This is a genomic window from Marinobacter algicola DG893 (genome assembly GCF_000170835.1).
GTDB classification, from domain to species: domain Bacteria; phylum Pseudomonadota; class Gammaproteobacteria; order Pseudomonadales; family Oleiphilaceae; genus Marinobacter; species Marinobacter algicola.
On the sequence record NZ_ABCP01000005.1, the window covers coordinates 75,290 to 94,870 of the forward strand.

At 57.4% G+C, this 19,581-nt stretch carries 22 protein-coding genes; 13 read left to right on the forward strand and 9 right to left on the reverse strand.

Annotated elements, in window-relative coordinates; all coding sequences use genetic code 11:
• Positions 1 to 81 precede the first annotated feature (81 nt).
• Complete coding sequence (locus tag MDG893_RS05975; protein WP_007152839.1) at positions 82 to 984, forward strand: LysR family transcriptional regulator; 903 nt, start codon at positions 82 to 84, stop codon at positions 982 to 984.
• 2 nt (positions 985 to 986) lie between these two features.
• Here the strand turns inward: MDG893_RS05975 and MDG893_RS05980 are convergent, their stop codons facing one another.
• Positions 987 to 1,766 (reverse strand): IclR family transcriptional regulator domain-containing protein, encoded by a 780-nt coding sequence (locus MDG893_RS05980; protein WP_007152840.1) that lies wholly within the window; start codon positions 1,764 to 1,766, stop codon positions 987 to 989.
• Positions 1,767 to 1,961: 195 nt separating this feature from the next.
• Between MDG893_RS05980 and MDG893_RS05985 the strand changes: the two genes are divergently transcribed.
• The 12 genes from MDG893_RS05985 to MDG893_RS06040 all read left to right on the forward strand — a co-directional run bounded on the left by MDG893_RS05985 (position 1,962) and on the right by MDG893_RS06040 (position 13,456).
• Positions 1,962 to 2,777 (forward strand): CoA transferase subunit A, encoded by an 816-nt coding sequence (locus MDG893_RS05985; protein WP_007152841.1) that lies wholly within the window; start codon positions 1,962 to 1,964, stop codon positions 2,775 to 2,777.
• Positions 2,777 to 3,553 carry a CoA-transferase subunit beta gene (locus tag MDG893_RS05990; protein WP_007152842.1) on the forward strand — a complete coding sequence of 259 codons (777 nt, stop codon included), beginning with the start codon at positions 2,777 to 2,779 and terminating at the stop codon, positions 3,551 to 3,553. Before MDG893_RS05985 ends, MDG893_RS05990 begins: the two co-directional genes overlap by 1 nt.
• An 8-nt stretch (positions 3,554 to 3,561) precedes the next feature.
• Positions 3,562 to 4,764: a 3-oxoadipyl-CoA thiolase gene (pcaF, locus tag MDG893_RS05995; RefSeq protein ID WP_007152843.1), complete on the forward strand. Its 1,203-nt coding sequence runs from the start codon at positions 3,562 to 3,564 to the stop codon at positions 4,762 to 4,764.
• A 14-nt stretch (positions 4,765 to 4,778) separates the two neighbouring features.
• The gene (locus MDG893_RS06000; RefSeq protein ID WP_007152844.1) at positions 4,779 to 5,567 is read left to right on the forward strand and encodes an alpha/beta fold hydrolase; all 789 of its coding nucleotides are present in this window, start codon (positions 4,779 to 4,781) and stop codon (positions 5,565 to 5,567) included.
• A gap of 165 nt (positions 5,568 to 5,732) precedes the next feature.
• Positions 5,733 to 6,659, forward strand: a complete 927-nt coding sequence (locus tag MDG893_RS21290; RefSeq protein ID WP_007152845.1) for a methyl-accepting chemotaxis protein — start codon at positions 5,733 to 5,735, stop codon at positions 6,657 to 6,659.
• 178 nt (positions 6,660 to 6,837) lie between these two features.
• Positions 6,838 to 8,013 (forward strand): ABC transporter substrate-binding protein, encoded by a 1,176-nt coding sequence (locus MDG893_RS06010; RefSeq protein WP_007152846.1) that lies wholly within the window; start codon positions 6,838 to 6,840, stop codon positions 8,011 to 8,013.
• A 99-nt stretch (positions 8,014 to 8,112) separates the two neighbouring features.
• On the forward strand, positions 8,113 to 8,976 hold the full coding sequence (locus MDG893_RS06015) for a branched-chain amino acid ABC transporter permease (protein WP_007152847.1): 864 nt from the start codon (positions 8,113 to 8,115) through the stop codon (positions 8,974 to 8,976).
• 13 nt (positions 8,977 to 8,989) lie between these two features.
• On the forward strand, positions 8,990 to 9,946 hold the full coding sequence (locus MDG893_RS06020; protein ID WP_007152848.1) for a branched-chain amino acid ABC transporter permease: 957 nt from the start codon (positions 8,990 to 8,992) through the stop codon (positions 9,944 to 9,946).
• 2 nt (positions 9,947 to 9,948) lie between these two features.
• Positions 9,949 to 10,716, forward strand: coding sequence for an ABC transporter ATP-binding protein (locus MDG893_RS06025; RefSeq protein WP_007152849.1), 768 nt, complete (start codon positions 9,949 to 9,951; stop codon positions 10,714 to 10,716).
• Complete coding sequence (locus MDG893_RS06030) at positions 10,713 to 11,426, forward strand: ABC transporter ATP-binding protein (RefSeq protein ID WP_007152850.1); 714 nt, start codon at positions 10,713 to 10,715, stop codon at positions 11,424 to 11,426. Before MDG893_RS06025 ends, MDG893_RS06030 begins: the two co-directional genes overlap by 4 nt.
• A gap of 95 nt (positions 11,427 to 11,521) precedes the next feature.
• On the forward strand, positions 11,522 to 12,526 hold the full coding sequence (locus MDG893_RS06035) for a hypothetical protein (RefSeq protein WP_007152851.1): 1,005 nt from the start codon (positions 11,522 to 11,524) through the stop codon (positions 12,524 to 12,526).
• Between the two features lie 120 nt (positions 12,527 to 12,646).
• Positions 12,647 to 13,456, forward strand: coding sequence for an IclR family transcriptional regulator (locus MDG893_RS06040; protein ID WP_007152852.1), 810 nt, complete (start codon positions 12,647 to 12,649; stop codon positions 13,454 to 13,456).
• On the opposite strand, the gene MDG893_RS06045 is transcribed toward MDG893_RS06040, so the two are convergent.
• The 8 genes from MDG893_RS06045 to dmpG form a co-directional block, all read right to left on the reverse strand.
• Positions 13,453 to 14,409, reverse strand: coding sequence for an AraC family transcriptional regulator (locus tag MDG893_RS06045; protein ID WP_007152853.1), 957 nt, complete (start codon positions 14,407 to 14,409; stop codon positions 13,453 to 13,455). The two genes, MDG893_RS06040 and MDG893_RS06045, sit on opposite strands and share 4 nt — an antisense overlap.
• 167 nt (positions 14,410 to 14,576) lie before the next feature.
• Positions 14,577 to 15,521 carry a ketopantoate reductase family protein gene (locus MDG893_RS06050; protein WP_007152854.1) on the reverse strand — a complete coding sequence of 315 codons (945 nt, stop codon included), beginning with the start codon at positions 15,519 to 15,521 and terminating at the stop codon, positions 14,577 to 14,579.
• Positions 15,522 to 15,549: 28 nt separating this feature from the next.
• Positions 15,550 to 16,248 carry a class III extradiol ring-cleavage dioxygenase family protein gene (locus MDG893_RS06055; protein ID WP_007152855.1) on the reverse strand — a complete coding sequence of 233 codons (699 nt, stop codon included), beginning with the start codon at positions 16,246 to 16,248 and terminating at the stop codon, positions 15,550 to 15,552.
• Positions 16,249 to 16,286: 38 nt separating this feature from the next.
• Complete coding sequence (locus MDG893_RS06060; RefSeq protein WP_007152856.1) at positions 16,287 to 16,478, reverse strand: 2-hydroxymuconate tautomerase; 192 nt, start codon at positions 16,476 to 16,478, stop codon at positions 16,287 to 16,289.
• Positions 16,479 to 16,487: 9 nt separating this feature from the next.
• Positions 16,488 to 17,123: a glutathione S-transferase family protein gene (locus tag MDG893_RS06065; protein WP_083797668.1), complete on the reverse strand. Its 636-nt coding sequence runs from the start codon at positions 17,121 to 17,123 to the stop codon at positions 16,488 to 16,490.
• Entirely contained in the window at positions 17,120 to 17,713 is a 594-nt protein-coding gene (locus MDG893_RS06070; protein WP_007152858.1) for a 2-hydroxychromene-2-carboxylate isomerase, read from the reverse strand. The genes MDG893_RS06065 and MDG893_RS06070 overlap by 4 nt, the downstream gene beginning before the upstream one ends.
• 33 nt (positions 17,714 to 17,746) lie before the next feature.
• On the reverse strand, positions 17,747 to 18,541 hold the full coding sequence (gene dmpH, locus MDG893_RS06075; RefSeq protein ID WP_007152859.1) for a 2-oxo-3-hexenedioate decarboxylase: 795 nt from the start codon (positions 18,539 to 18,541) through the stop codon (positions 17,747 to 17,749).
• Complete coding sequence (gene dmpG / locus MDG893_RS06080) at positions 18,538 to 19,575, reverse strand: 4-hydroxy-2-oxovalerate aldolase (protein ID WP_007152417.1); 1,038 nt, start codon at positions 19,573 to 19,575, stop codon at positions 18,538 to 18,540. The genes dmpH and dmpG overlap by 4 nt, the downstream gene beginning before the upstream one ends.
• Positions 19,576 to 19,581 lie beyond the last annotated feature (6 nt).

Consider the following 19,581-nt stretch of genomic DNA (forward strand, 5'->3'; position numbering starts at 1 on the left):
TGCCTGTAATTCGGACAGTACGAAGTTTCACGTATGGGAACCAATATTGATTAAGTACGAAGCAATACCCTGGAGGTATGGATGGAGCTGAGACACTTGCGCTACTTCGTGGCGGTGGCAGAGGAACTGAACCTCACCCGTGCGGCAGAAAAGCTGTTTATCGCCCAGCCCCCTCTGACCCGAGCCATCAAACAGCTGGAAGAAGAAGTGGGGGTTGCGCTGTTCATCCGGAAGCCCCGGGGGCTGGTGTTGACGACTGGCGGTGAATACTTTCTTGAACAGGCGCGGCAGATTCTCGACAAGATAGCCGCAACCGTCAGCGACACCCGCCGGATCGCCCAACACCGCAAAACCGTTTTCTCCATCGGCTTCGTACCCTCTGTGTTCTACGGGCAACTGCCACTGATGGTCAGACGCCTACGGCGCAACAAGAATCTGGAAATCATCCTGCACGAACTGAAAACACGGGAGCAGGTGGACGCCCTGAAAGCGGGGAAGATTGATATCGGTTTTGGCCGGGTGCGCATCGAGGACCCGGATGTCGATCAGGAACTGCTGTTCGACGAGCCCATCATCGCAGCCATTCCCGCCGGCAACCCCCTGACCCGGCATCCGCCGTCCATGAAGGAACTGTCGGAATGGCCGATGATCACCTTCCCGTCCGGCCCGGGCCCGAACTTCGCCGATCTGACCCAGGGCCTTTTCCACCGCCGGGGCCTGCGTATAAACGTCATGCAGCAGGTCAATGACCTGCAAACCGCCCTGTCGCTGGTTGCCTCGGACATGGGGTTCACCCTGGTGCCTGAGCAGGTCAGGCGGCTGAACCGTGAGGGAGTGGACTACATGCCACTGGAAGACGACAACATCAGCGTGCCGGTGATTGCGTCACGGCGACGGGGAGAAAACCCCAATGCGGTCATGCGGTTGGCGAACACCATTCTGGATGAGCTGGTGGAAAACCGGCTGACGGGCCGATATCCGTAATTTCAGCGGGTCGTTCGCCGCACCGCCTCGGCCGCCTGCTGCAACCTTGGCAGATACACCCCCACCAAAGTGTCCATACCCACTCGCGCCGCATTGGTACTGATATTGATCGCCCCGAGCAGTTCACCATTGCCGGCAAACACCGGCACCGCTGCGGAACGAAGGCCTGAATCAAGCTCCTGATCCACAATCGAATAGCCCTGCTTCCGAACTTTCGTGATGTCTTTCTCCAGGGCATTGGCATCGGTAATGGAAGAAGCGGTAAAGGGCTCAAGCTTCACACGGGCAAGAAACGCCTCCAACTCCGCTTCCGGCAACTGCGCCAGCAGCACCCGACCCATAGAAGTATAGGCCGCCGGAAGGCGCGTACCCACGGAAAGGGTAATGGCCATCAGCCGGTGCCTTGCTGATGAACGCACCACGTACACCACATCATCCCCGTCCAGCACCGCCAGTGAGGACGATTCGCCCAACTCTGCCGTAACGTCCTCCAGGTATTGCTGGATAACCGCACGGTACTGGTTCGACGATTGATAGGCATAGCCCAGTTGCAAGACGCGAGGTGTCAACTCGAACTGACGGCCGTTGCGTTTCACGAACCCCAGGGCGTGCAGAGTAAGCAGGAAACGACGCGCCTTGGCCCGGTCCATATCCGTCCGGGTCGCCACCTCGCTCAGGGTCATCCGTGGATGCTCAGCGTCGAACGCCTGCAACACTTCCAGCCCTGACGCCAGCGCGCCTACATAGTCCCGGTCTCCGGGCCTGAGAACCTGATCGTCCATTCCTGCTCCTTACTCGCCTGAACAAAGCCTTCGCAAATGGTAGCAGCTCGTTCGGTATCCGAACATCCGTGCATTTTTGGCAGCTGGTGAAAATTTGTACTTGACGGCAACAAAACCTTCGAGCCATTATGTTCGCATATTAAACTTATGTTCGTATATCGAACTTTCAACAAACACTGCACTGGAGATTCTGTGATGGCTGAATTTCTCTCTCTCAAGGACGCCGTGAGCCGCTATATCAGCAATGGCGATACGGTCTGTATGGAAGGTTTCACGCACCTGATCCCTTTCGCTGCGGGCCACGAAATTATCCGCCAGGAGAAGCGCGACCTGACGCTCATCCGCATGACACCGGATCTGGTGTACGACCAGATGATCGGTGCGGGTTGCGCCAAGAAGCTGATCTTCTCCTGGGGCGGAAACCCAGGCGTCGGCTCGCTGCACCGACTGCGCGACGCGGTTGAGAAAGGCTGGCCGAACAAGCTGGAAATTCTGGAACACAGCCACGCCGCTATGGCCTGCGCTTATGAAGCCGGCGCTGCTGGCCTGCCACTGGCAGTGCTGCGGGGTTACGTGGGCAGCGACCTGCCAAAGGTGAACGACCAGATCAAATTCATCGAGTGCCCGTTCACCGGAGAGCGCCTGGCCGCCGTGCCCTCCGTCCGCCCGGACGTCGCCGTGATTCATGCCCAGCGGGCCGACCGCAAAGGCAACGTGCTGATAGAAGGCATCATAGGTATCCAGAAGGAAGTGGTTCTCGCCGCCAAGCGCAGCATCGTCACCGTTGAAGAGGTGGTGGACGATCTGGGCGCTTCCGTGAACGCCTGCGTGCTGCCCTCCTGGGCGGTTACCGCCATTGCCGAAGCGCCAAAAGGCGCCAGCCCTTCCTACGCGCTGGGTTATTACGACCGCGACAACGCTTTCTACAAAGAGTGGGACGGCATCGCCCGGGACCGGGACACCTTCCAGAACTGGCTGAAAGACAACGTATTTGAAAAAGGAGCTGCGTGATGAGCCTTGAATTTACCGCTTCGGAAATGATGAGCGTCACTGCCGCTCGCGCACTGACCAGCGACATGACCTGTTTCGTCGGTATCGGCCTGCCCAGTGAAGCCGCCAACCTGGCGCGCCTGACCCACGCGCCGGACGTCACTCTGATTTACGAATCCGGCACCCTGCAGACCAAACCGGACGTCTTACCATTGTCCATCGGTGATGGCGAGCTGTGCGAATCGGCGTTGACCACGGTTGGCGTTCCAGAAATGTTCCGCTACTGGCTCCAGGGTGGGCATATCAGCGTGGGCTTTCTGGGCACCGCCCAGATCGATCGTTACGCCAACCTCAACACCACCCTGATTGGAGACTACCGCGAACCGAAAGTGCGGCTGCCAGGCGGTGGCGGTGCCCCTGAAATCGCCACCAATGCGAAGGAAGTGTTCATTACCGTGAAGCACTCCAAGCGCACTTTCGTGAAAGACGTCGACTTCGTGACCACCGTCGGTTTTGGCCGTGACGGCAAAGCACGGGATAATGTCCCTAATATAGGTCGCGGCCCCACGGTGGTGATTACCGATCTGTGCATTCTCAAGCCGGACCCGGATACCAAAGAACTGGTGGTCACGTCCCTGCACCCGAACGTAACCCGGGAAGACGTGATCGACGCTACTGGCTGGGAGATCCGGTTTGCCGATCATTTGGACACCACGCAGGAGCCCAGTGCTAAAGAGCTGGACATCCTACGTGACCTCAAAGCACGTACCAACGCTCATCATTCAGGCCAACAGTGAGGACTATCATGACCGACGTTTATCTCTGCCACCCCCGCCGTTCAGCCATTGGTCGTTTCGGCGGCACCCTGGCCAGCGTTCGGCCCGATGACCTCGCGGCGCATATCTTCAAGGCTGTACTGGAACAAGCCCCGGAACTCGACCCCGCCGCCATCGACGAGGTGATGATGGGGTCGGCCAACCAGGCCGGTGAAGACAACCGCAATATAGCCCGGATGTCCTCCCTTTTGGCGGGCCTTCCCACTTCCGTGCCGGGCACCACAATCAACCGCTTGTGCGGCTCGGGCATGGATGCAGTGGGCACGGCCTTTCGCGCCATACGCGCCGGTGAAATGGAGCTGGTACTGGCCGGCGGCGTGGAATCCATGTCCCGCGCGCCCTATGTGATGGGCAAGGCCGACTCGGCGTTTTCACGGGGTCAGAAGATCGAAGACACCACCATCGGCTGGCGCTTCGTTAACCCGCTGATGAAGAAGCAATACGGCATCGATTCCATGCCGGAAACCGCGGAAAACGTTGCCGAGCAGTACCAGGTGTCGCGGGAAGATCAGGATCTGTTTGCCTTCCGCTCCCAGGAAAAAACCGCCCGGGCCCAGAAGGAAGGCCGCTTCGCAGAAGAAATCGTGCCGGTATCCATTCCGCGCCGAAAACAGGACCCGCTGGTGTTCGATACCGACGAACATCCCCGTGCAAGCACTCTGGAGAAGCTTGCGTCCCTGCCAACACCGTTTCGCGACGGCGGCAGCGTAACCGCTGGCAATGCCTCCGGCGTGAACGACGGTGCAGCGGCGATGCTGGTCGCCAGTGAGAATGCAGTGAAAGCCCACGGACTGAAACCTATGGCCCGGATTCTGGGCATGGCCACGGCAGGTGTAGAGCCGCGTGTCATGGGCATTGGCCCGGTCCCCGCGGTTCGAAAACTGCTGGAGAAGCAAGGCATCGGCATTGACGACATCGACGTGATCGAACTGAACGAAGCCTTTGCCGCGCAAGGGCTGGCCGTACTAAGGGAGCTGGGCGTTGCCGACGACGACCCCCGGGTCAACCCGAACGGCGGCGCCATCGCCCTTGGGCATCCACTGGGTATGTCTGGCGCAAGACTGCTGCAAACGGCAGCCCACCAGCTGCAACATTCCGGCGGCCGATACGCGCTTTGCACCATGTGCGTGGGCGTCGGCCAGGGTATTGCAACACTTATCGAACGCGTCTGAGGCAAGGAGCTACCATGGCTTTTCTGAAACACAACGGCCGCACTGTCTGTTACCGCCTGCTCGGTGACAGCGCGAAACCGCTGCTGATGCTGGCACACCCTCTGGGCATGACGCAGGCCGTATGGGACGACATGCTCCCCGCACTGCTGAACAGCTTCCGGGTACTCACCTGGGACTTGCCAGGACATGGCGCCAGCGCGGCCTGGCCAGAGGCCAGTGACCAGATCACCCCTGAAGATCTGGCAGAGGAGGCCCTCACACTCGCCACTGCCGCCGAGGCGCAGCGTTTCCACTTCGCTGGCACGTCCATCGGGGGCGTGATTGGCCAACAGCTCGTCAGCAAACATGCAGACCGATTGCTGTCCGCCACACTCACCAACACCGGAGCCGTCATCGGCACCCCCGATGCCTGGAACACCCGTTCTGCCAGCGTTCTGGGGCTGGGCCTGAGCACCATGGCGGTGGATATTGTGCCGCGATGGTTCGGCGCCGCCGCCTGCGAACAGCAACCAGCGCTGGTGGAAGGCTGGCGCGTGATCATGGGGCGCGGCGATAACCGTAGTTATGCCCTGCTTTGTGAAATGCTGGGGCGGGTCGACTTCCGCGAAATGCTCAGCGAGCAACGCGTGCCGCTCCGATTGGTGGGCGGGTCTGACGATGTGGCCACACCGCCAGACACGCTGAGGGCGCTGGCCGACGTGAGTGGTGCAACTGAGCCAGTCATTCTGGAGCAGGTTGGCCACGTGCCTTCCCTTGAGTGCCCGGACAAGTTGACGCAGATCCTGGTGAACAACCTGACCTGATCGACGAGCAAGCCAGGCCCGCGTGTCTCCCGGCCTGGCTTTTACGCTCGCCAACATCCCACTTCACTATACGGACAGATCTCTGCACTTTGCGGATAGTGACGCACCCGAAAAAGCCTTAGCGTTTCAGCACAATCAGAACTATTGCCCTGCGGAAACACCACTATGGCCGACACCCTCGCGTTCGAACAGGAACCGACACACTCCGGAACCTCTAAAACCCCAATCTACGGCGCACTGATCCTGGCGTTAGCGGGCACCGTATTGCTGCTTGCCACGGCAGGAAGCACTCTCCAGATTGTCGCCGCAACCCTGACCCTGGGGCTTGTCGCTGCGGCTTTCGCCCTGTGCGTCAAATGGCAGCCAGAGGTTATCACCGTCCGTGAGGAAGTACCGGTGCCCGTACCGGAACCTGTTGCAGAGCCGGTGCCGGAAACCAACCTGCAAGAGCAACCGTTAGTCCCCGACCCCATGCTCATCAGCCACCTCGATGATTTGCGCAATAATGTCGAGGTCATCCTGGAAGAAATGGGCGAAGCCGGAAAACTCGCCAAGGCATCGGGCGCCAAGGTCACCCACAGCGCCAGCTGCATTTCCGACTCCGAAGCCTCCATCCGGGAGCTGGCCGATTTCATGGGACGCATTGACGAAGTCTTCACCCAACTGGGTACACAGTCCGAGGAAATTGGCACCATCGTCGGCAACATTCAGGATATTGCCAAACAGACCAATCTGCTGGCCCTGAACGCCTCCATTGAAGCCGCCCGAGCGGGGGAGCATGGCAGAGGATTCGCCGTGGTGGCAGACGAAGTACGCCATCTTGCGGTTCGTGCCAACGAATCCAGCGAAGGTATTCGCGCCATCGCCAACAGCCTGACAACCACGTCGGTGGACGCGGGCAATGGCATGGAGAGAATTCGAGAGTCATGCAACCAGTGCCTGGGCCAGTCTGGTGAAGCCTTACAGGCAATGAAGGATATTCAGGCCGGAGCCGTGGCCCGAATGGAAGTGGTGCAGGGTATTACTGACCGGCTACAGGTTCAGCGTGAGTTGACCCATCAGCTCTATAGCGATCTCAGTCCGAACGACTGATTTTCAGGCACCGCTGTACACCGAGTCTTCATTTTTTCGTTGGCCAACTGCCTGAAATATAAAGCTCCAACAACACCTGTGCAATCACCGGACACCCCCGTGCAGAAAACGGATATTTCTGCAGCGCCGTGACGCCTCTAATGACAGAACCGCAAAACAAAAATTTCGAGGTGTTGAAATGAACAAGACCAAATCCCTTGCCAGCGCTGTACTGGCAACGACTCTGACCGCAGGCATGAGCCTTGGAGCCCATGCAGCTGCTGGCGACCCGGTAAAAATTGGCGTCATGCTGCCGTTCAGTGGCATCTACGCACAACTGGGTGAAGCCGGGCGCGACGGCCTGAAGCTGGCGCTGAAGGAAAACGCCGCCAACCTCCACGGCGCGGACATTGAGTTTATTGAACTGGATACCGAAGCCAAACCATCACGGGCTCCGGAACTGGCGTCGTCTCTGCTGAACCAACACGAAGCGGACTTTATAATTGGCCCGGTTCATTCCGGTGTTGCCATGGGCATGATCAAGATGCTTCGTGGCAAGGATACCGTGATGATCATTCCGAACGCAGGTGCGGCAGCAGCTACAGGCCCATTGTGCTCGCCCAACATGTTCCGGACGTCCTTCTCATCCTGGCAGCCGTCCTATCCCATGGGCAAAGTTGCTCTGGAAAAGGGTTACAAGAAGGTTTATGCCATCAGCTGGAACTACGGCATGGGCCGCGAGAGCCTGGACGCTTTTGAAGAGTCTTTCACTGCCGGTGGTGGCGAGATTGTCGAGAAAGTGCTCCTGCCCTTCCCATCTACCAACTTCCAGTCCCATGTGAGCTCCATCGCGGATACAAATCCCGATGCTGTATTCACCTTCTTCGCTGGCGGCGGTGCCATCAAGTTCGTGAAGGACTACGATGCCATGGGCCTGCGCGGAAAAATCCCCCTGCTGGGCTCTGGTTTTCTGACCGAGGGCACTCTCAAAGCCCAAGGCGAAGCAGCTGAAGGCGTGATGACCGGCCTGCATTACGCAGAGCAACTGGATGTTCCCAAGAACCGGGAGTTCCGCGAAGCCTTCAATACCGAATACGGCCACTACCCGGACATCTATGCCGTACAGGGCTATGACGCGGGTCAGGCCATCGCCAACACCATCGACCAGCTCAAGGGTGACATTTCGGACAAGCAGGCCGTCATCAGCACCATGGAAAAGCTGACCATCGATAGCCCGCGTGGAGAATTCACCTTCTCCAAGGCCCACAACCCGATCCAGAACGTCTATCTGCGGGAAGTGAAGGACGGCGTAAACGTGGTGCAGAGTATCGCCGCCGAAGCGCTGGAAGACCCTGCCCGTGGCTGCAAACTCTAAGCACGGGTTCTGAATCCCCCGGCGAAAGCCGGGGGGCTTATCTGAAGCTCCCTTGCCCACACCTGAACTGACTTATCCGTAAAACCGTTGGGTATCACTATGTCTACCGAACTTTTCTTCGTGCAACTTATTAATGGTCTCCAGTATGGGTTGCTTCTGTTTTTGATCGCCTCCGGCCTGACCCTGGTGTTTGGCGTGATGGGCATCCTTAACCTGGCCCATGGCTCCATGTATATGGTGGGCGCCTATCTGGTGTGGTACTTCGTTGCGGTAACCGGCAGTTTTACGGTATCCGCCATTCTCTCGGCAGTCATCGCCCTCGGCCTGGGCATAGTGATTGAACGGGTATTGATACAGCGGTTGTATAACCGCAATCACCTGGATCAGGTGCTGCTGACCATTGGCATGATCTTCGTTTTCAACTCGCTGCAAAGCATTCTCTGGGGCAACGACCCTTATGGCGTCGCGGTTCCCGACGCGCTGAGCGGCTCCGTACCCTTCACCGACAACTCCAGCTACCCGGTGTACCGCATCTTTGCGGCATTCATCTGTATCGCTATCGCCGCCGCGCTCTATTTCGTGGTGAGCAAGACTCGCCTGGGCATGCTGATCCGTGCCGGGGAATCCAACCGGGAAATGGTGGAAGCCCTGGGCGTCAATATCAAAAGCCTCTACACCATCGTGTTTGCCATCGGCGTCATGCTGGCGGCGGTGTCGGGCATTATCGCCGCCCCTATGCGTTCCATCGTTCCGGGGATGGGCGAAAGCGTGTTGATTACCTGTTTCGTGGTGGTCGTCATCGGCGGAATGGGCTCGATCAAAGGCGCCTTCGTGGGGGCTCTGCTGGTTGGCGTGATCAGCACATTCGCTGCGGTACTCATGCCCACCATGTCCAACATGATTATTTACATCTTTATGATCCTGGTGCTGCTGGTGAAGCCCCAGGGCCTGTTCGCCAAGTAAGCGGGAGCCGAACATGATTTTCGAGAAACGCACCGAGCGCATCTTCCTGGCGATCTTCTTTGTCATCGCCCTTTGTATTCCTCTGTTCCTTGAGGACAACTCCTTCTTCGTGGGCAAAGCCACCACCATCCTGATCCTGGCGGTGTTCGTGATGTCCCTGGATTTCCTGGTGGGGCGCGTTGGCCTGGTCACCCTGGGGCACGCACTCTTCTATGGCCTGGGTGGCTACCTGTTTGTGATCGTTACGCCGGAGTACGAGGCGGTCAACTTCTGGATCTACGCAATGTATATCATGGGCATCAGCGCTCTGGTCGCCCTGGTTGTCGGTGTTGTCGTACTGCGAACCTCCGGCATCTATTTCATCATGATCACCCTGGCCATCTCGCAGATGGCCTACTACTTTTTCTTCGACTCCCTGGAATTCGGGGGCAACGACGGCCTGTTCATTTTCATGAAGCCGGAAACCAGCATTTTTGGCCTGAACTTCCTGAATCTGGATAACCCTACGCACTTCTATTACCTGTCACTGCTCGCCGTGCTGGTCACCTTGCTGGCCATCAAGATCATCCTGCGTTCGCGCTTTGGCCGCATTGTGGAAGCCAGCCGTCTGAATCCTGAGCGCACCGAAGCCCTTGGCTACAACATCTTCGCCTTCCGCCTGATCAGTTACATCATTGGCAGCACACTGGCCGCCTACGCCGGATTGTTGTTCGCCCTGCAGTACGGCTACGTCAACCCGCAATTCATGACCTGGGAAATGTCCGGTACCGCCCTGGTGATGTCCATCCTCGGTGGCATGGGCACCATCTACGGCGCCATCCTCGGCACCATTACTTATGAAGGTCTGCAGTATTTCTTCGAGCACATGAGCGAAGACTGGATGCTGTTCATGGGCGGCGCCATCATCCTGATGGTCCTGCTGCTGCGCAAAGGCCTGGCCGGTTACCTTGAAAAGCTGCTGGAGAAATAATCATGGCCAACGACATCATTCTGGAAACCGAATCCCTCAGCAAACACTGGGGTGGTATCAAGGCACTGAATGACATTTCACTGCAGTTTCAGGACAAGCAACTGCACGGCGTAGTAGGTCCCAATGGCGCTGGCAAGAGCACGTTGCTGAATATGCTGTGCGGAACATTGAAGCCCACAAGCGGCTGCATTTTCCACAAGGGCGATCAGATTGAGGGCATGAAGCCCTGGAAATTTGTGCGCCGGGGCATTGGCCGCAGCTTCCAGAAAACCAACATCTACGCCGATGTCACCTGCCTGGAAAACTGCGCCGTGGCCGCTCAACGCCGTTTTACCGGCAGCTTCAATCTCTTCGCATCGCGTCATGCCAACAAGCTGGTTCGGGAAGCCGCTGAAAAAGCGCTCTGCCAGGTGGGGCTCGATAGCCGCATCCACACCGTCGCAGCGGAAATATCCTATGGCGAGCAGCGCCAGCTCGAGTTGGCCATGGTGCTGGCAACCGACCCCTGCATTCTGCTACTGGATGAGCCCATGGCGGGCATGGGTCACGAGGAGTCCCAGCGCATTATCGAGCTGTTGAACGAACTCAAGCAGACCTACAGCATTGTGCTGGTGGAACACGATATGGATGCCATCTTCGAGCTGTCTGACCAGCTGACCGTACTGGACAACGGCACCCATTTGATCACCGGCACCGTGGATGAAGTACGTAACGAGCCCCGGGTGAAAGAAGCCTACCTGGGCAAGGAAGACGAGGAGGAAGCGGCATGAGCAATAGTCTTCTGGAAGTCAAAAACCTCAACACCCTGTATGGCCGAAGCCACATCCTTCACGATCTGTCGTTCCGGCTGGACAAGGGGCAGTCCATGAGCCTGATGGGGCGTAATGGCATGGGCAAGACCACCACGCTCAAGTCCATTCTTGGCATCGTGCCACCGCGCAGTGGTCATGTGTATTTCGACGGACAGGACATCAGCAACCTGCCAACCTGGAAGCGGATGCGCCGCGACATAGCCTATGTTCCCGAAGGCCGTGGCATGTTCCACAACCTGACGGTCAAGGAACACCTGCAAATGGCCGCCCGCCCCGACAGCAACGGTAAAACCGGCTGGGACTTCGATCGGGTCATGACGACATTCCCCCGCCTTCAGGAACGACTGTCAAACCTGGGTACGGAGTTGTCCGGTGGCGAGCAGCAGATGCTGGCCATCGGCCGAGCGTTGGTTACCAATCCCCGACTGATGATTCTCGACGAGGCCACCGAAGGTCTGGCGCCGCTGATCCGCCAGGACATCTGGAACGTGATTGCCACCATCCGTGAGTCCGGCATTTCCACACTGATCGTGGACAAGAACATCAAGGCACTGAAGAAGCTCTGCGATCGCCATGTGGTTGTTGTTAAGGGAAAAGTTCACTTTGACGGCAGCTCCGAAGAACTGGAGCAGAACCTGGAAAAAGTTGAAACCGCACTCAGTGTGTAAATGTACAAAAAACGGATAGGGATGTTCATTTACCGGATATTTGACCACGCCTGAATAACCGATAGTTCAATTGCCAAACAACAAGGAGAAGGCAAATGAACTATCGACATTCACTGTTAGCGCTGGCGATTGCATCTGGCCTCAGCGCGACTCCCGCCGCTCACGCTCTCGAACTCGGCGAGTTCAATGACACCCAATTCAGCATCGGTGGCTATTTCAAAGCCGAAGCCATCTATGAAAAAGTCGATGATGGGGATTCCCGCATCTTCGGCCGCTCCAACCAGTCCCGCGTTAACCTTAAAACAGTCACCCAGAAGGAAGGCCATACGATTGTCGGCTTTGTGGAAGGCGACTTCTACGGCGGCACCTTCCCGGGCGAGAATAACGACCTGCGGCTTCGCCACGCCTTCATCAAGGTGGACCAGACCACCGTGGGGCAAACCTGGACCGGTCAGTTCTGGGCGGTTGCCTATCACGATTATCTGGATTTCCTCGGTGGGCCGCGAGGCACTCTGGGCGGGTTCAACTTCCGCACCAACCTGATCAGCCACGAAGTGGCCGGTTTCCGTTTTACCGCGCAGGACCCGGTCAACAATGACGCCGACACCCCCGACCTCGCCATCAACTACAACCTCAATCTCGATGGCGGTCACCGTGTTATCCTCACCGCGTCCGGTCGCGAAGTTGAAAACGGCGATTTCGTAGGCGGTGGCGCCATTGGCTCAAAATTCATGATTGGGCCACACAGCCTGAACGTGAATGCTCACTATGGTGAAGGGCTTGGGGCGTTCACCGGTGTTGGCGTAAACAACAGCCTGGCGTCGCCCGATGTTGAAAACGACGACGCCGTCAGCCAGGCAGGGTTTGACGTTGGCTTCCGATACGTGATCAACAGCGAGTGGCGGGCGAACGTCGCCTATACCGCCGTTGAGGTGGATGACGACGCCGACACCAACTACGAAGCCCATCGCGTGAACCTGATCCATAACATCACTCAGGATCTGGAAGCCGGAATAGAGTGGCGGAAGTACAATCTCGCCTTCGGCCCGCTGTTGCCGGAAGGCCAGCAGGTTGAGGTCATGGCCAAGTACAAATTCTGATCCGGACCTTCAGAATTGGTATCCTTGCCAACAACCCGAAAAACAGGCGCCTACCGTCTTCAGGGCGCCTGTTTTCCGCTGGCACACAGCAGCACCAGTCATTTGCAAACGGTAACGTCCATGGCAGAAGAAAGCCCAAAGCGGCAGGGAATCGGTTCGCTGGAAATCGGATTGCATATCCTCAACTACATCTCCGTGGCTTCCAGGCCACCCACCCTCAAGGAGCTGTCGGGGGCTCTGGATCTCTCACCCAGCCGCGCCCACAAATACCTTGTCAGTTTGCTGAGAGAGGGTTACATCAATCAGGTGAATCACACCCAGTACACCCTGGGTAATTCCAGCCTGACCCTGGGCATTTCCGCGCTCCGGCGCATCAACCCGATTCAACTGAGTTACGAGGCCGTTGACCGGCTCAACGAGGAAACCGACAAAACCGTCTCTGTGACCGTCTGGAACGGCAACGGACCACTGATTATCAAGTGGCTGGATTCAAGCCAGCCAATCTCGGTCAACGTGAGGCTGGGCGCCGAGCTGTCGCCACTGAACTCCGCCTCAGGCAGGATTTACCTGGCCCACCTGCCGGCGAAACGACGAAAAGAACTGGTGGACCAGTATTACAAGAGCTCCAAGTCACTCCCGAAGCATCGCGGCAAACCCATCACCCGGGAGGAGCTACAACCCCATCTGGAGACCATCAAACGGGACAACTACTGCGCGTTTTTCAGTGATTACCTACCCGAAATCAATGTGCTCAGCCGCCCAGTATTCGATATCAATGGCAGCATTGTCACTGTTATCACCCTGTTGGGCCTCGAACGGGACACCGACATCAACGAAGGCTCATTCCTGTTCGAGCAGGTCCGTGAGTGCAGTGATCGGGTAACGCGGCAAATCTGTGGACAGCAGCGGGACGGCAATGGCCGGGGTTAACCGGCCATTCGCATGGTTTCAGAGGGTAGCTCGCCAAAGGTCTTGCGATAGTCCGATGAAAACCGGCCCAGATGACTGAAACCATAATCCAGCGCGATCTCGGTTACGTTCCGGCACTTGCCCTGCAGCAGATCCTCCCTCAGTTTCTGAAGCTTCAACTGTTTGATATAGCACTTGGGCGTGGTCGCAAAAGCTTTGGAAAAGGCATTGTAGATGGAGCGTACGCTCATATTGGAGACACTGGAAAGCTCTTCGATATCGATGTTGCGATGCACATTCTGTTCAATGTACCGCAGCATTTTACCCAGCATGGGCGTACAGGCCGCCCCGCTCTCCTGGCTGGACCAGTTGCTGGGAAATACTTTCAGCAGTTTCTTTAGGATAATCTCCCGGTAGGGAGCGCAGACCGGGTTTATGTCGTCGTCTTCTGCATCATCAAGCTCGGACAGCACCGCCTCCATGATATTGATCAGGGCAGGACATAGCCGAAGCTCCACGGGCGCCCGGGTAAAACGAATGCCGTTTTCCGGCAAACGGCCATGGGCCAACTCGCGAGCATTATTCAGTACATGCTCCGGAACCTTGATAATCAGCTTTTCACAGTCGTCGGAATACTCCAGGTCAATGCTCTCATAGGGGTTCACCATCACGGCCTGGCCACTGCGAACCTTCATGCGTTCGCCCGCCTGGTGCCAGACGCATTCACCCCGGGTAACAATCTGGAAATGGTAGATCGAATCAAGTTCGGGACTTTTTACCCGAACATGGTTGCCGTAGCTAAGCTGGGACATCCCGAACCCGGCAAACTCCCTGAAGCTGAGACTGGACTTCCGTTTCTGCTCTCCGAGCATTTCCAGGCGATGCTGCCCGATATGCTGGTTAACAAACGAAGACACCTCTTCCGGATGTGCCCCCTGAAGGACGGTAGCGCCCGCAAGTGATTGACCAAACATCTCTCGCCTCATTTACTTATTGTTAATGAGTTCACTTTATATAAATTTAGATGGTCAATCAACAACCAATGAAGACACCACAAAAACAGCAAACGTTCGTTGATCAAGGAAGAACGCGAGTATGAGGTTTAACGGGGTATACGAGAGCGGCAACTCGCAGTGGAAAGTCAGGAGGTCTGTTGCTTCAACAAAGTGGCGATGGTTGATGTGTATGGAGAATCGATACCAAGACTGGTGCAACGTTTAAGTACAGCGCCGGCAATACTGTCCAGCTCAAGGGGGCGCCCCTTCTCTCTGTCTACCAGCATGGACGTTTTGATCGCATTGAAGGAACTGATCAGCTCAAACATTTCATGGAGGTCGTCCTGCGTGAGATTTACATCATCGGCCCTAGATGCCTCAACGGTTTCCGCCATCATGCCGTACACAATCCTGCTGAACTCAGGATGATGGGTAAGGCTGTGGGTATCCAACCCCGTCAGTGCCGAGAGGGGATTTACACCATTGTTGATCACCAGCTTACGCCATAGCTCGTGGCGAATGTTGTGGGAAAGCATGGTGGGAATACCCGAGTTGTCGAATGCCGCCGCGAGTTTCTCCAACAGCAGCGAGCGAGCGCTGCCGGGTTTTCCCGCCGCAGGCCATTCACCCATGATGATCTCGGCAACGCCTTCCGCTTCGACAACGCCCGGCCGGACGATATGCCCGCCGATCCGCACCGCAAGCCCGCCAATGATCCGCTCGGTCCCGATAGCTTTTGCCAACAACGGCTCATTATCAACGCCATTCTGGAGGGACAACACAGGAACCCGGCCCTGCCTCAGCCAGGCTCCAAGTTCTTCTGCAACCAACGAGGTGGCTGTCGACTTCAGGGCAATGACGATTACGTCAAAGTCGTCAGGATGGAATCGGGCGGCCAATTGTTGGTGGCTGAACACCTCTGGAGCATGAATCAATTCCCGCCCCTCGTAGTGAACCTTCAGGCCCTTGCTGACAAGGGCGTGCAGATGGGCCCCGCGAGCGGTAAGTATCACCTGATGCCCCGCCTCCAGAAGCCTTGCGGCGTAGTAGCCTCCAATGCCACCCGCCCCAACCACCAATAGTTTCAGCATTCACCGAATCCTCTGCATTTTCGACAGATCATTGCATCCATCCATAACCTGCCAGGGACTGACTGTTCTCATTCAGCGAAAAGCCGAACAGGCGCTGAGGTGCCTGCATTCCTCCCAGACTGAAAGCGGTATTAAGCACACATAGCGTTGGGTCGGCAACGGGGTCTTCGCTCTCCGGATTGATGTGAGAGGCACCCAGGTCAGATTTCGACATGGCTTTTACCCATCGATGTTCATCTTCCCACTGACGAATCAGATTACGGAGATAACTGTCATGTGGCTGAGGATGGTCCACGTAGTTGCCGGCTTTTTCCAACCGATCCAGACATATCAGCAATATGCCCTGATTCCTCAAGGCTTCCAGACAATGACCAATGTCCCTGTAATGTTCACTGGTCATGCCGGTGTTGAGCTGCAGCTCAATCACCTCTTCAGGCGCGAGGGGCGTCATGCTCTCAGCCAGTGCCTTCAAACCCTGTTCCCGAGATCCGCTAACGGCAACATCAAACCCGCGTTCCGCCATTCCGGATTGCAGGCGCCTGGCAAGAATTCCCTCACCGCACTGGTGAAAGATCTCCGGCTGCGCGCCCCCTCTTTTCGAGGTAATAAATGCAACGTTGGCGACTACAAGATCGGGCCTTATCAGGCGGCGCAGGCTGGCCTGCCCTTTCGGACCTTTCAGTGCTTCTGTTTCACAGGACAAGTACAGTACAGGCAGCTTGGTCACGTTACTCACCGGCAAGACGCATTGGTTTGAGGACAGCACTAAGGCCGGACTTTACTGGCCGGCTCCCCGGCTATCCCGAAATGGCTTTTAGGCATTTCGGTGATGATTACCCGCACGCGTTCAATCGGTGAATCAATTGAGCGTGACATGGCTTCCGACACCTCACGAATAAGGCGCTCTTTCTGTTCATCCGTGCGACCTTCAAGGATATACAGTTGGGCTATTGGCATGATGGTTCCTCAAGCAAAATCAACAAGAACGTTCCTGACCCGCTCCGGGCTCGACGACAAGAAGGCCGGGTAGGTGGCCAGGCGACAAAACCATTGGCGAGTTCGTGGAAAGTCAGGAGGCATATCCACACCATTGAGCAGGGCCAGAGCAAATCTTGGGAACAGGGCACACTCAGCCAAGGTTGGCCGGTTTCCGAGAAGGAAGTTTTGGTCTCGCAACGCCATCTCCAATGCAGGCAATCCTCCCAGAAATCCGCGTGTACCTTTACGAATCCTGTCTTGGTCCCATTCGCTTTCCGGTTTATCGCGTTTTTCAAAGACTACTTCCCGCAGGGATCGCCCCAGAACGCGATCCCCGTAGACGATCCAGCTTCGTGCTTCCGCACGTCGGCGTGGAGATTCTGGCAGCAGGGCAGGACCGGTTTCGGCCAGGTACTCAAGCATCGGGCCAGAGTCCGTCAGTACCAGGTCACCCTCCATCATCACCGGCACCGTTTGACTCGGCGACAACCGCTGCCACTCGGCGAGGACATCCGGGTCTGACCTGTTCAGGCTGTACATCTCCCGCCCCTGCAAAGCCGCGGCAATCCGGACTCGCCAGCAAAACGGACATTCGGGCTTATCAATCAGTCGTATCCTGCTCATTGACGTGCTACTCCCAGGTCCTGCAGATGCTCCCCCACAAAATCCAGCCTGTCCTGACCCCAGAAAATCTGGTCGCCGATAACAAACGTGGGAACACCCAGGGCACCCTTTTCCTGTGCTTCCTTCCAGTTCCGATCAAGCTGGGCATGGAGTTCGGGATCATCAATCGCCCTGGCGAACGCCGCCCTGTCCAGCCCAACGCTTTCGGCAACTGAGGACAGGACCGCTGCATCCCCTATGTCCAGGCCGTCCGCCCATTCGGCGCGCATCACCGCCACCACATAGGATTTGAGCAGTCCTTCCTTTTCTGCCAACAGAGAGCCAGCCCCGGCACGGGTAGGGTCCGTACTCTTCGGAGGTGGGGTCAGAGGCATGCCAAACCGACGTGCCCAACGTGCCACGTCCTGCCGGGCGATCGGCATCTTGACCTTTGCCCGGTCCGGATCCGAGCGACCGTGCCATCCCCCCAAAGGCCTCCAGAGCAGATTGACGCGATACTGGTCAAAAATCGCAAACATGCGCTCGCTGGCCAGATAGCAGTAGGGGCTGCGGAAGTTGAAATATAAACGCAGATCAATGGTATTGCTCATAATTCCCTGCTCCGTTGGCAGTGTCTTTGAGGCTTAGATAAACTTTCCAGTTACCGTCCCCAACCCCTGGTAACGCACCGTGATGTTGTCACCAGGCTCCACGGCGATCGCTGCAGTGATGCCACCCGTCATGATGAATGTGCCTGCTGGGATATGCTCACCCCGCTCCGCCAGCAAGTTCGCCAGCATGGCCACGCTGGAAGCAGGATGACCAAGCACGGCGGCGCCGGCGCCTACATCGACAACTTCACCGTTCTTCTCGACCACCACACCCAGGGTTTTCAAATCCACATCCGCCACATCGGCCATCTGGCCGCCAGTGATAAACCGGGTTGATGAAGCGTTGTCTGCCACGACGCTCACCAGGTCGAACTTGAAGTTCTCGTAGCGGGAGTCAATAACTTCCACGGCAGGGATCACAAAGTCCGTTGCTGCCAGCACTTGGCCGATATGGCAGCCGGGGCCTTTCAGGGGCGCCTTGGTGACGAAGGCAATCTCGGCTTCGATTTTGGGGTGAATCAACTCTTTGGTGTTGACCACGCCGCCATCGGGCACGCTGAAATAATCCGCCAGGAACCCGTAGATCGGAGTCTCAACACCCATCTGGGCCATCTTCGCCCAGGAGGTGAGTCCCATCTTCATGCCTACGATCTTGTTCCCGCGGGCTTCCTTGCGACGACGGATTTCCCACTGCACGTCGTAGGCATCCTCAAAGGTCATGTCCGGGTAGTCGTTGGTGACCTTGGTGATGTCGTGTGCCTGCAGTTCGGCGTTTTCCACGTGCTCGGCCAGCGCCAGCACCTGATCTCGGCTTAATGTCTTGCTCATGCGTTTTGCTCCTTCTGTGCCGCCAGCAGATCCAGCGCCACGTCCACAATCATGTCTTCCTGGCCACCCACCATGCGGCGTTTGCCCAGCTCCACCAGAATATCCACGGTCTTCAGGCCGTACTTCTGCGCCGCCACTTCGGAGTGGCGCAGGAAGCTGGAATACACACCGGCGTAGCCCAGCGCCAGAGTTTCACGGTCCACTCTGACGGGACGGTCCTGCAGCGGCCTGACAATGTCATCAGCCGCATCCATCAGGGCGTACACATCAGTGCCATGCTCCCAACCCATCTTGTCGAAGGCTGCAATGCACACTTCCAGCGGCGCGTTGCCGGCACCGGCACCCATGCCGGCCAGGGAGGCATCAACCCGGTCACAGCCTTCTTCCACCGCCACGATGGAGTTGGCCACACCGAGAGCCAGGTTGTGGTGGGCGTGAATGCCGGTTTCGGTTTCCGGCTTGAGAACGTCCTTGAGCGCCCGGAAGCGATCACGGATGTCGTTCATGTTCATGGCGCCGCCGGAGTCGACCACGTACAGGCAGGTAGCGCCGTAGTCTTCCATCAGCTTGGCCTGCTCCGCCAACCCCTGTGGGGTCTGCATGTGGCTCATCATCAGGAAGCCGACGGTGTCCATGCCCAGCTTGCGGGCGTGCTCAATGTGCTGCCTGGACACATCCGCTTCGGTGCAGTGGGTGGCCACACGAACAATGCGGGCGCCGGCGTTGTAGGCGTTGTCCAGGTCGTGGACGGTGCCGATACCAGGCAATAACAGGGTGGCGATCTTGGCGTGTTCGATGACATCAGAGACTGCTTCAATCCACTCCAGGTCAGTGTGGGCACCAAAGCCGTAGTTGAAGCTGGAGCCCTGCAGGCCGTCACCGTGGGCCACTTCGATGGAATCGACCCTGGCCTTATCCAGGGCACGGGCAATGTCCTGCACGTTCTGGATGGAGTACTGGTGGCGAATGGCGTGGCTGCCGTCGCGCAGGGTCACATCGGAGATGTAGAGTTTTTTGCCGGGATTGAATGTCATGGGAAT

Excerpts from the sequence above, each read along its gene's own strand:
- MDG893_RS06045 (WP_007152853.1), bottom strand. The coding sequence starts at position 14,409 with ATGTTTGGTCAATCACTTGCGGGCGCTACCGTCCTTCAGGGGGCACAT.
- MDG893_RS06070 (WP_007152858.1), bottom strand. The coding sequence starts at position 17,713 with ATGAGCAATACCATTGATCTGCGTTTATATTTCAACTTCCGCAGCCCC.
- MDG893_RS06000 (WP_007152844.1), top strand. The coding sequence starts at position 4,779 with ATGGCTTTTCTGAAACACAACGGCCGCACTGTCTGTTACCGCCTGCTC.
- MDG893_RS05990 (WP_007152842.1), top strand. The coding sequence starts at position 2,777 with ATGAGCCTTGAATTTACCGCTTCGGAAATGATGAGCGTCACTGCCGCT.
- MDG893_RS06060 (WP_007152856.1), bottom strand. The coding sequence starts at position 16,478 with ATGCCAATAGCCCAACTGTATATCCTTGAAGGTCGCACGGATGAACAG.
- MDG893_RS06030 (WP_007152850.1), top strand. The coding sequence starts at position 10,713 with ATGAGCAATAGTCTTCTGGAAGTCAAAAACCTCAACACCCTGTATGGC.
- dmpH (WP_007152859.1), bottom strand. The coding sequence starts at position 18,541 with ATGAGCAAGACATTAAGCCGAGATCAGGTGCTGGCGCTGGCCGAGCAC.
- MDG893_RS06020 (WP_007152848.1), top strand. The coding sequence starts at position 8,990 with ATGATTTTCGAGAAACGCACCGAGCGCATCTTCCTGGCGATCTTCTTT.
- MDG893_RS05975 (WP_007152839.1), top strand. The coding sequence starts at position 82 with ATGGAGCTGAGACACTTGCGCTACTTCGTGGCGGTGGCAGAGGAACTG.
- MDG893_RS06010 (WP_007152846.1), top strand. The coding sequence starts at position 6,838 with ATGAACAAGACCAAATCCCTTGCCAGCGCTGTACTGGCAACGACTCTG.
- MDG893_RS05985 (WP_007152841.1), top strand. The coding sequence starts at position 1,962 with ATGGCTGAATTTCTCTCTCTCAAGGACGCCGTGAGCCGCTATATCAGC.
- MDG893_RS06050 (WP_007152854.1), bottom strand. The coding sequence starts at position 15,521 with ATGCTGAAACTATTGGTGGTTGGGGCGGGTGGCATTGGAGGCTACTAC.
- MDG893_RS06015 (WP_007152847.1), top strand. The coding sequence starts at position 8,113 with ATGTCTACCGAACTTTTCTTCGTGCAACTTATTAATGGTCTCCAGTAT.
- MDG893_RS06035 (WP_007152851.1), top strand. The coding sequence starts at position 11,522 with ATGAACTATCGACATTCACTGTTAGCGCTGGCGATTGCATCTGGCCTC.
- MDG893_RS05980 (WP_007152840.1), bottom strand. The coding sequence starts at position 1,766 with ATGGACGATCAGGTTCTCAGGCCCGGAGACCGGGACTATGTAGGCGCG.
- MDG893_RS06040 (WP_007152852.1), top strand. The coding sequence starts at position 12,647 with ATGGCAGAAGAAAGCCCAAAGCGGCAGGGAATCGGTTCGCTGGAAATC.
- pcaF (WP_007152843.1), top strand. The coding sequence starts at position 3,562 with ATGACCGACGTTTATCTCTGCCACCCCCGCCGTTCAGCCATTGGTCGT.
- dmpG (WP_007152417.1), bottom strand. The coding sequence starts at position 19,575 with ATGACATTCAATCCCGGCAAAAAACTCTACATCTCCGATGTGACCCTG.
- MDG893_RS06025 (WP_007152849.1), top strand. The coding sequence starts at position 9,949 with ATGGCCAACGACATCATTCTGGAAACCGAATCCCTCAGCAAACACTGG.
- MDG893_RS21290 (WP_007152845.1), top strand. The coding sequence starts at position 5,733 with ATGGCCGACACCCTCGCGTTCGAACAGGAACCGACACACTCCGGAACC.
- MDG893_RS06065 (WP_083797668.1), bottom strand. The coding sequence starts at position 17,123 with ATGAGCAGGATACGACTGATTGATAAGCCCGAATGTCCGTTTTGCTGG.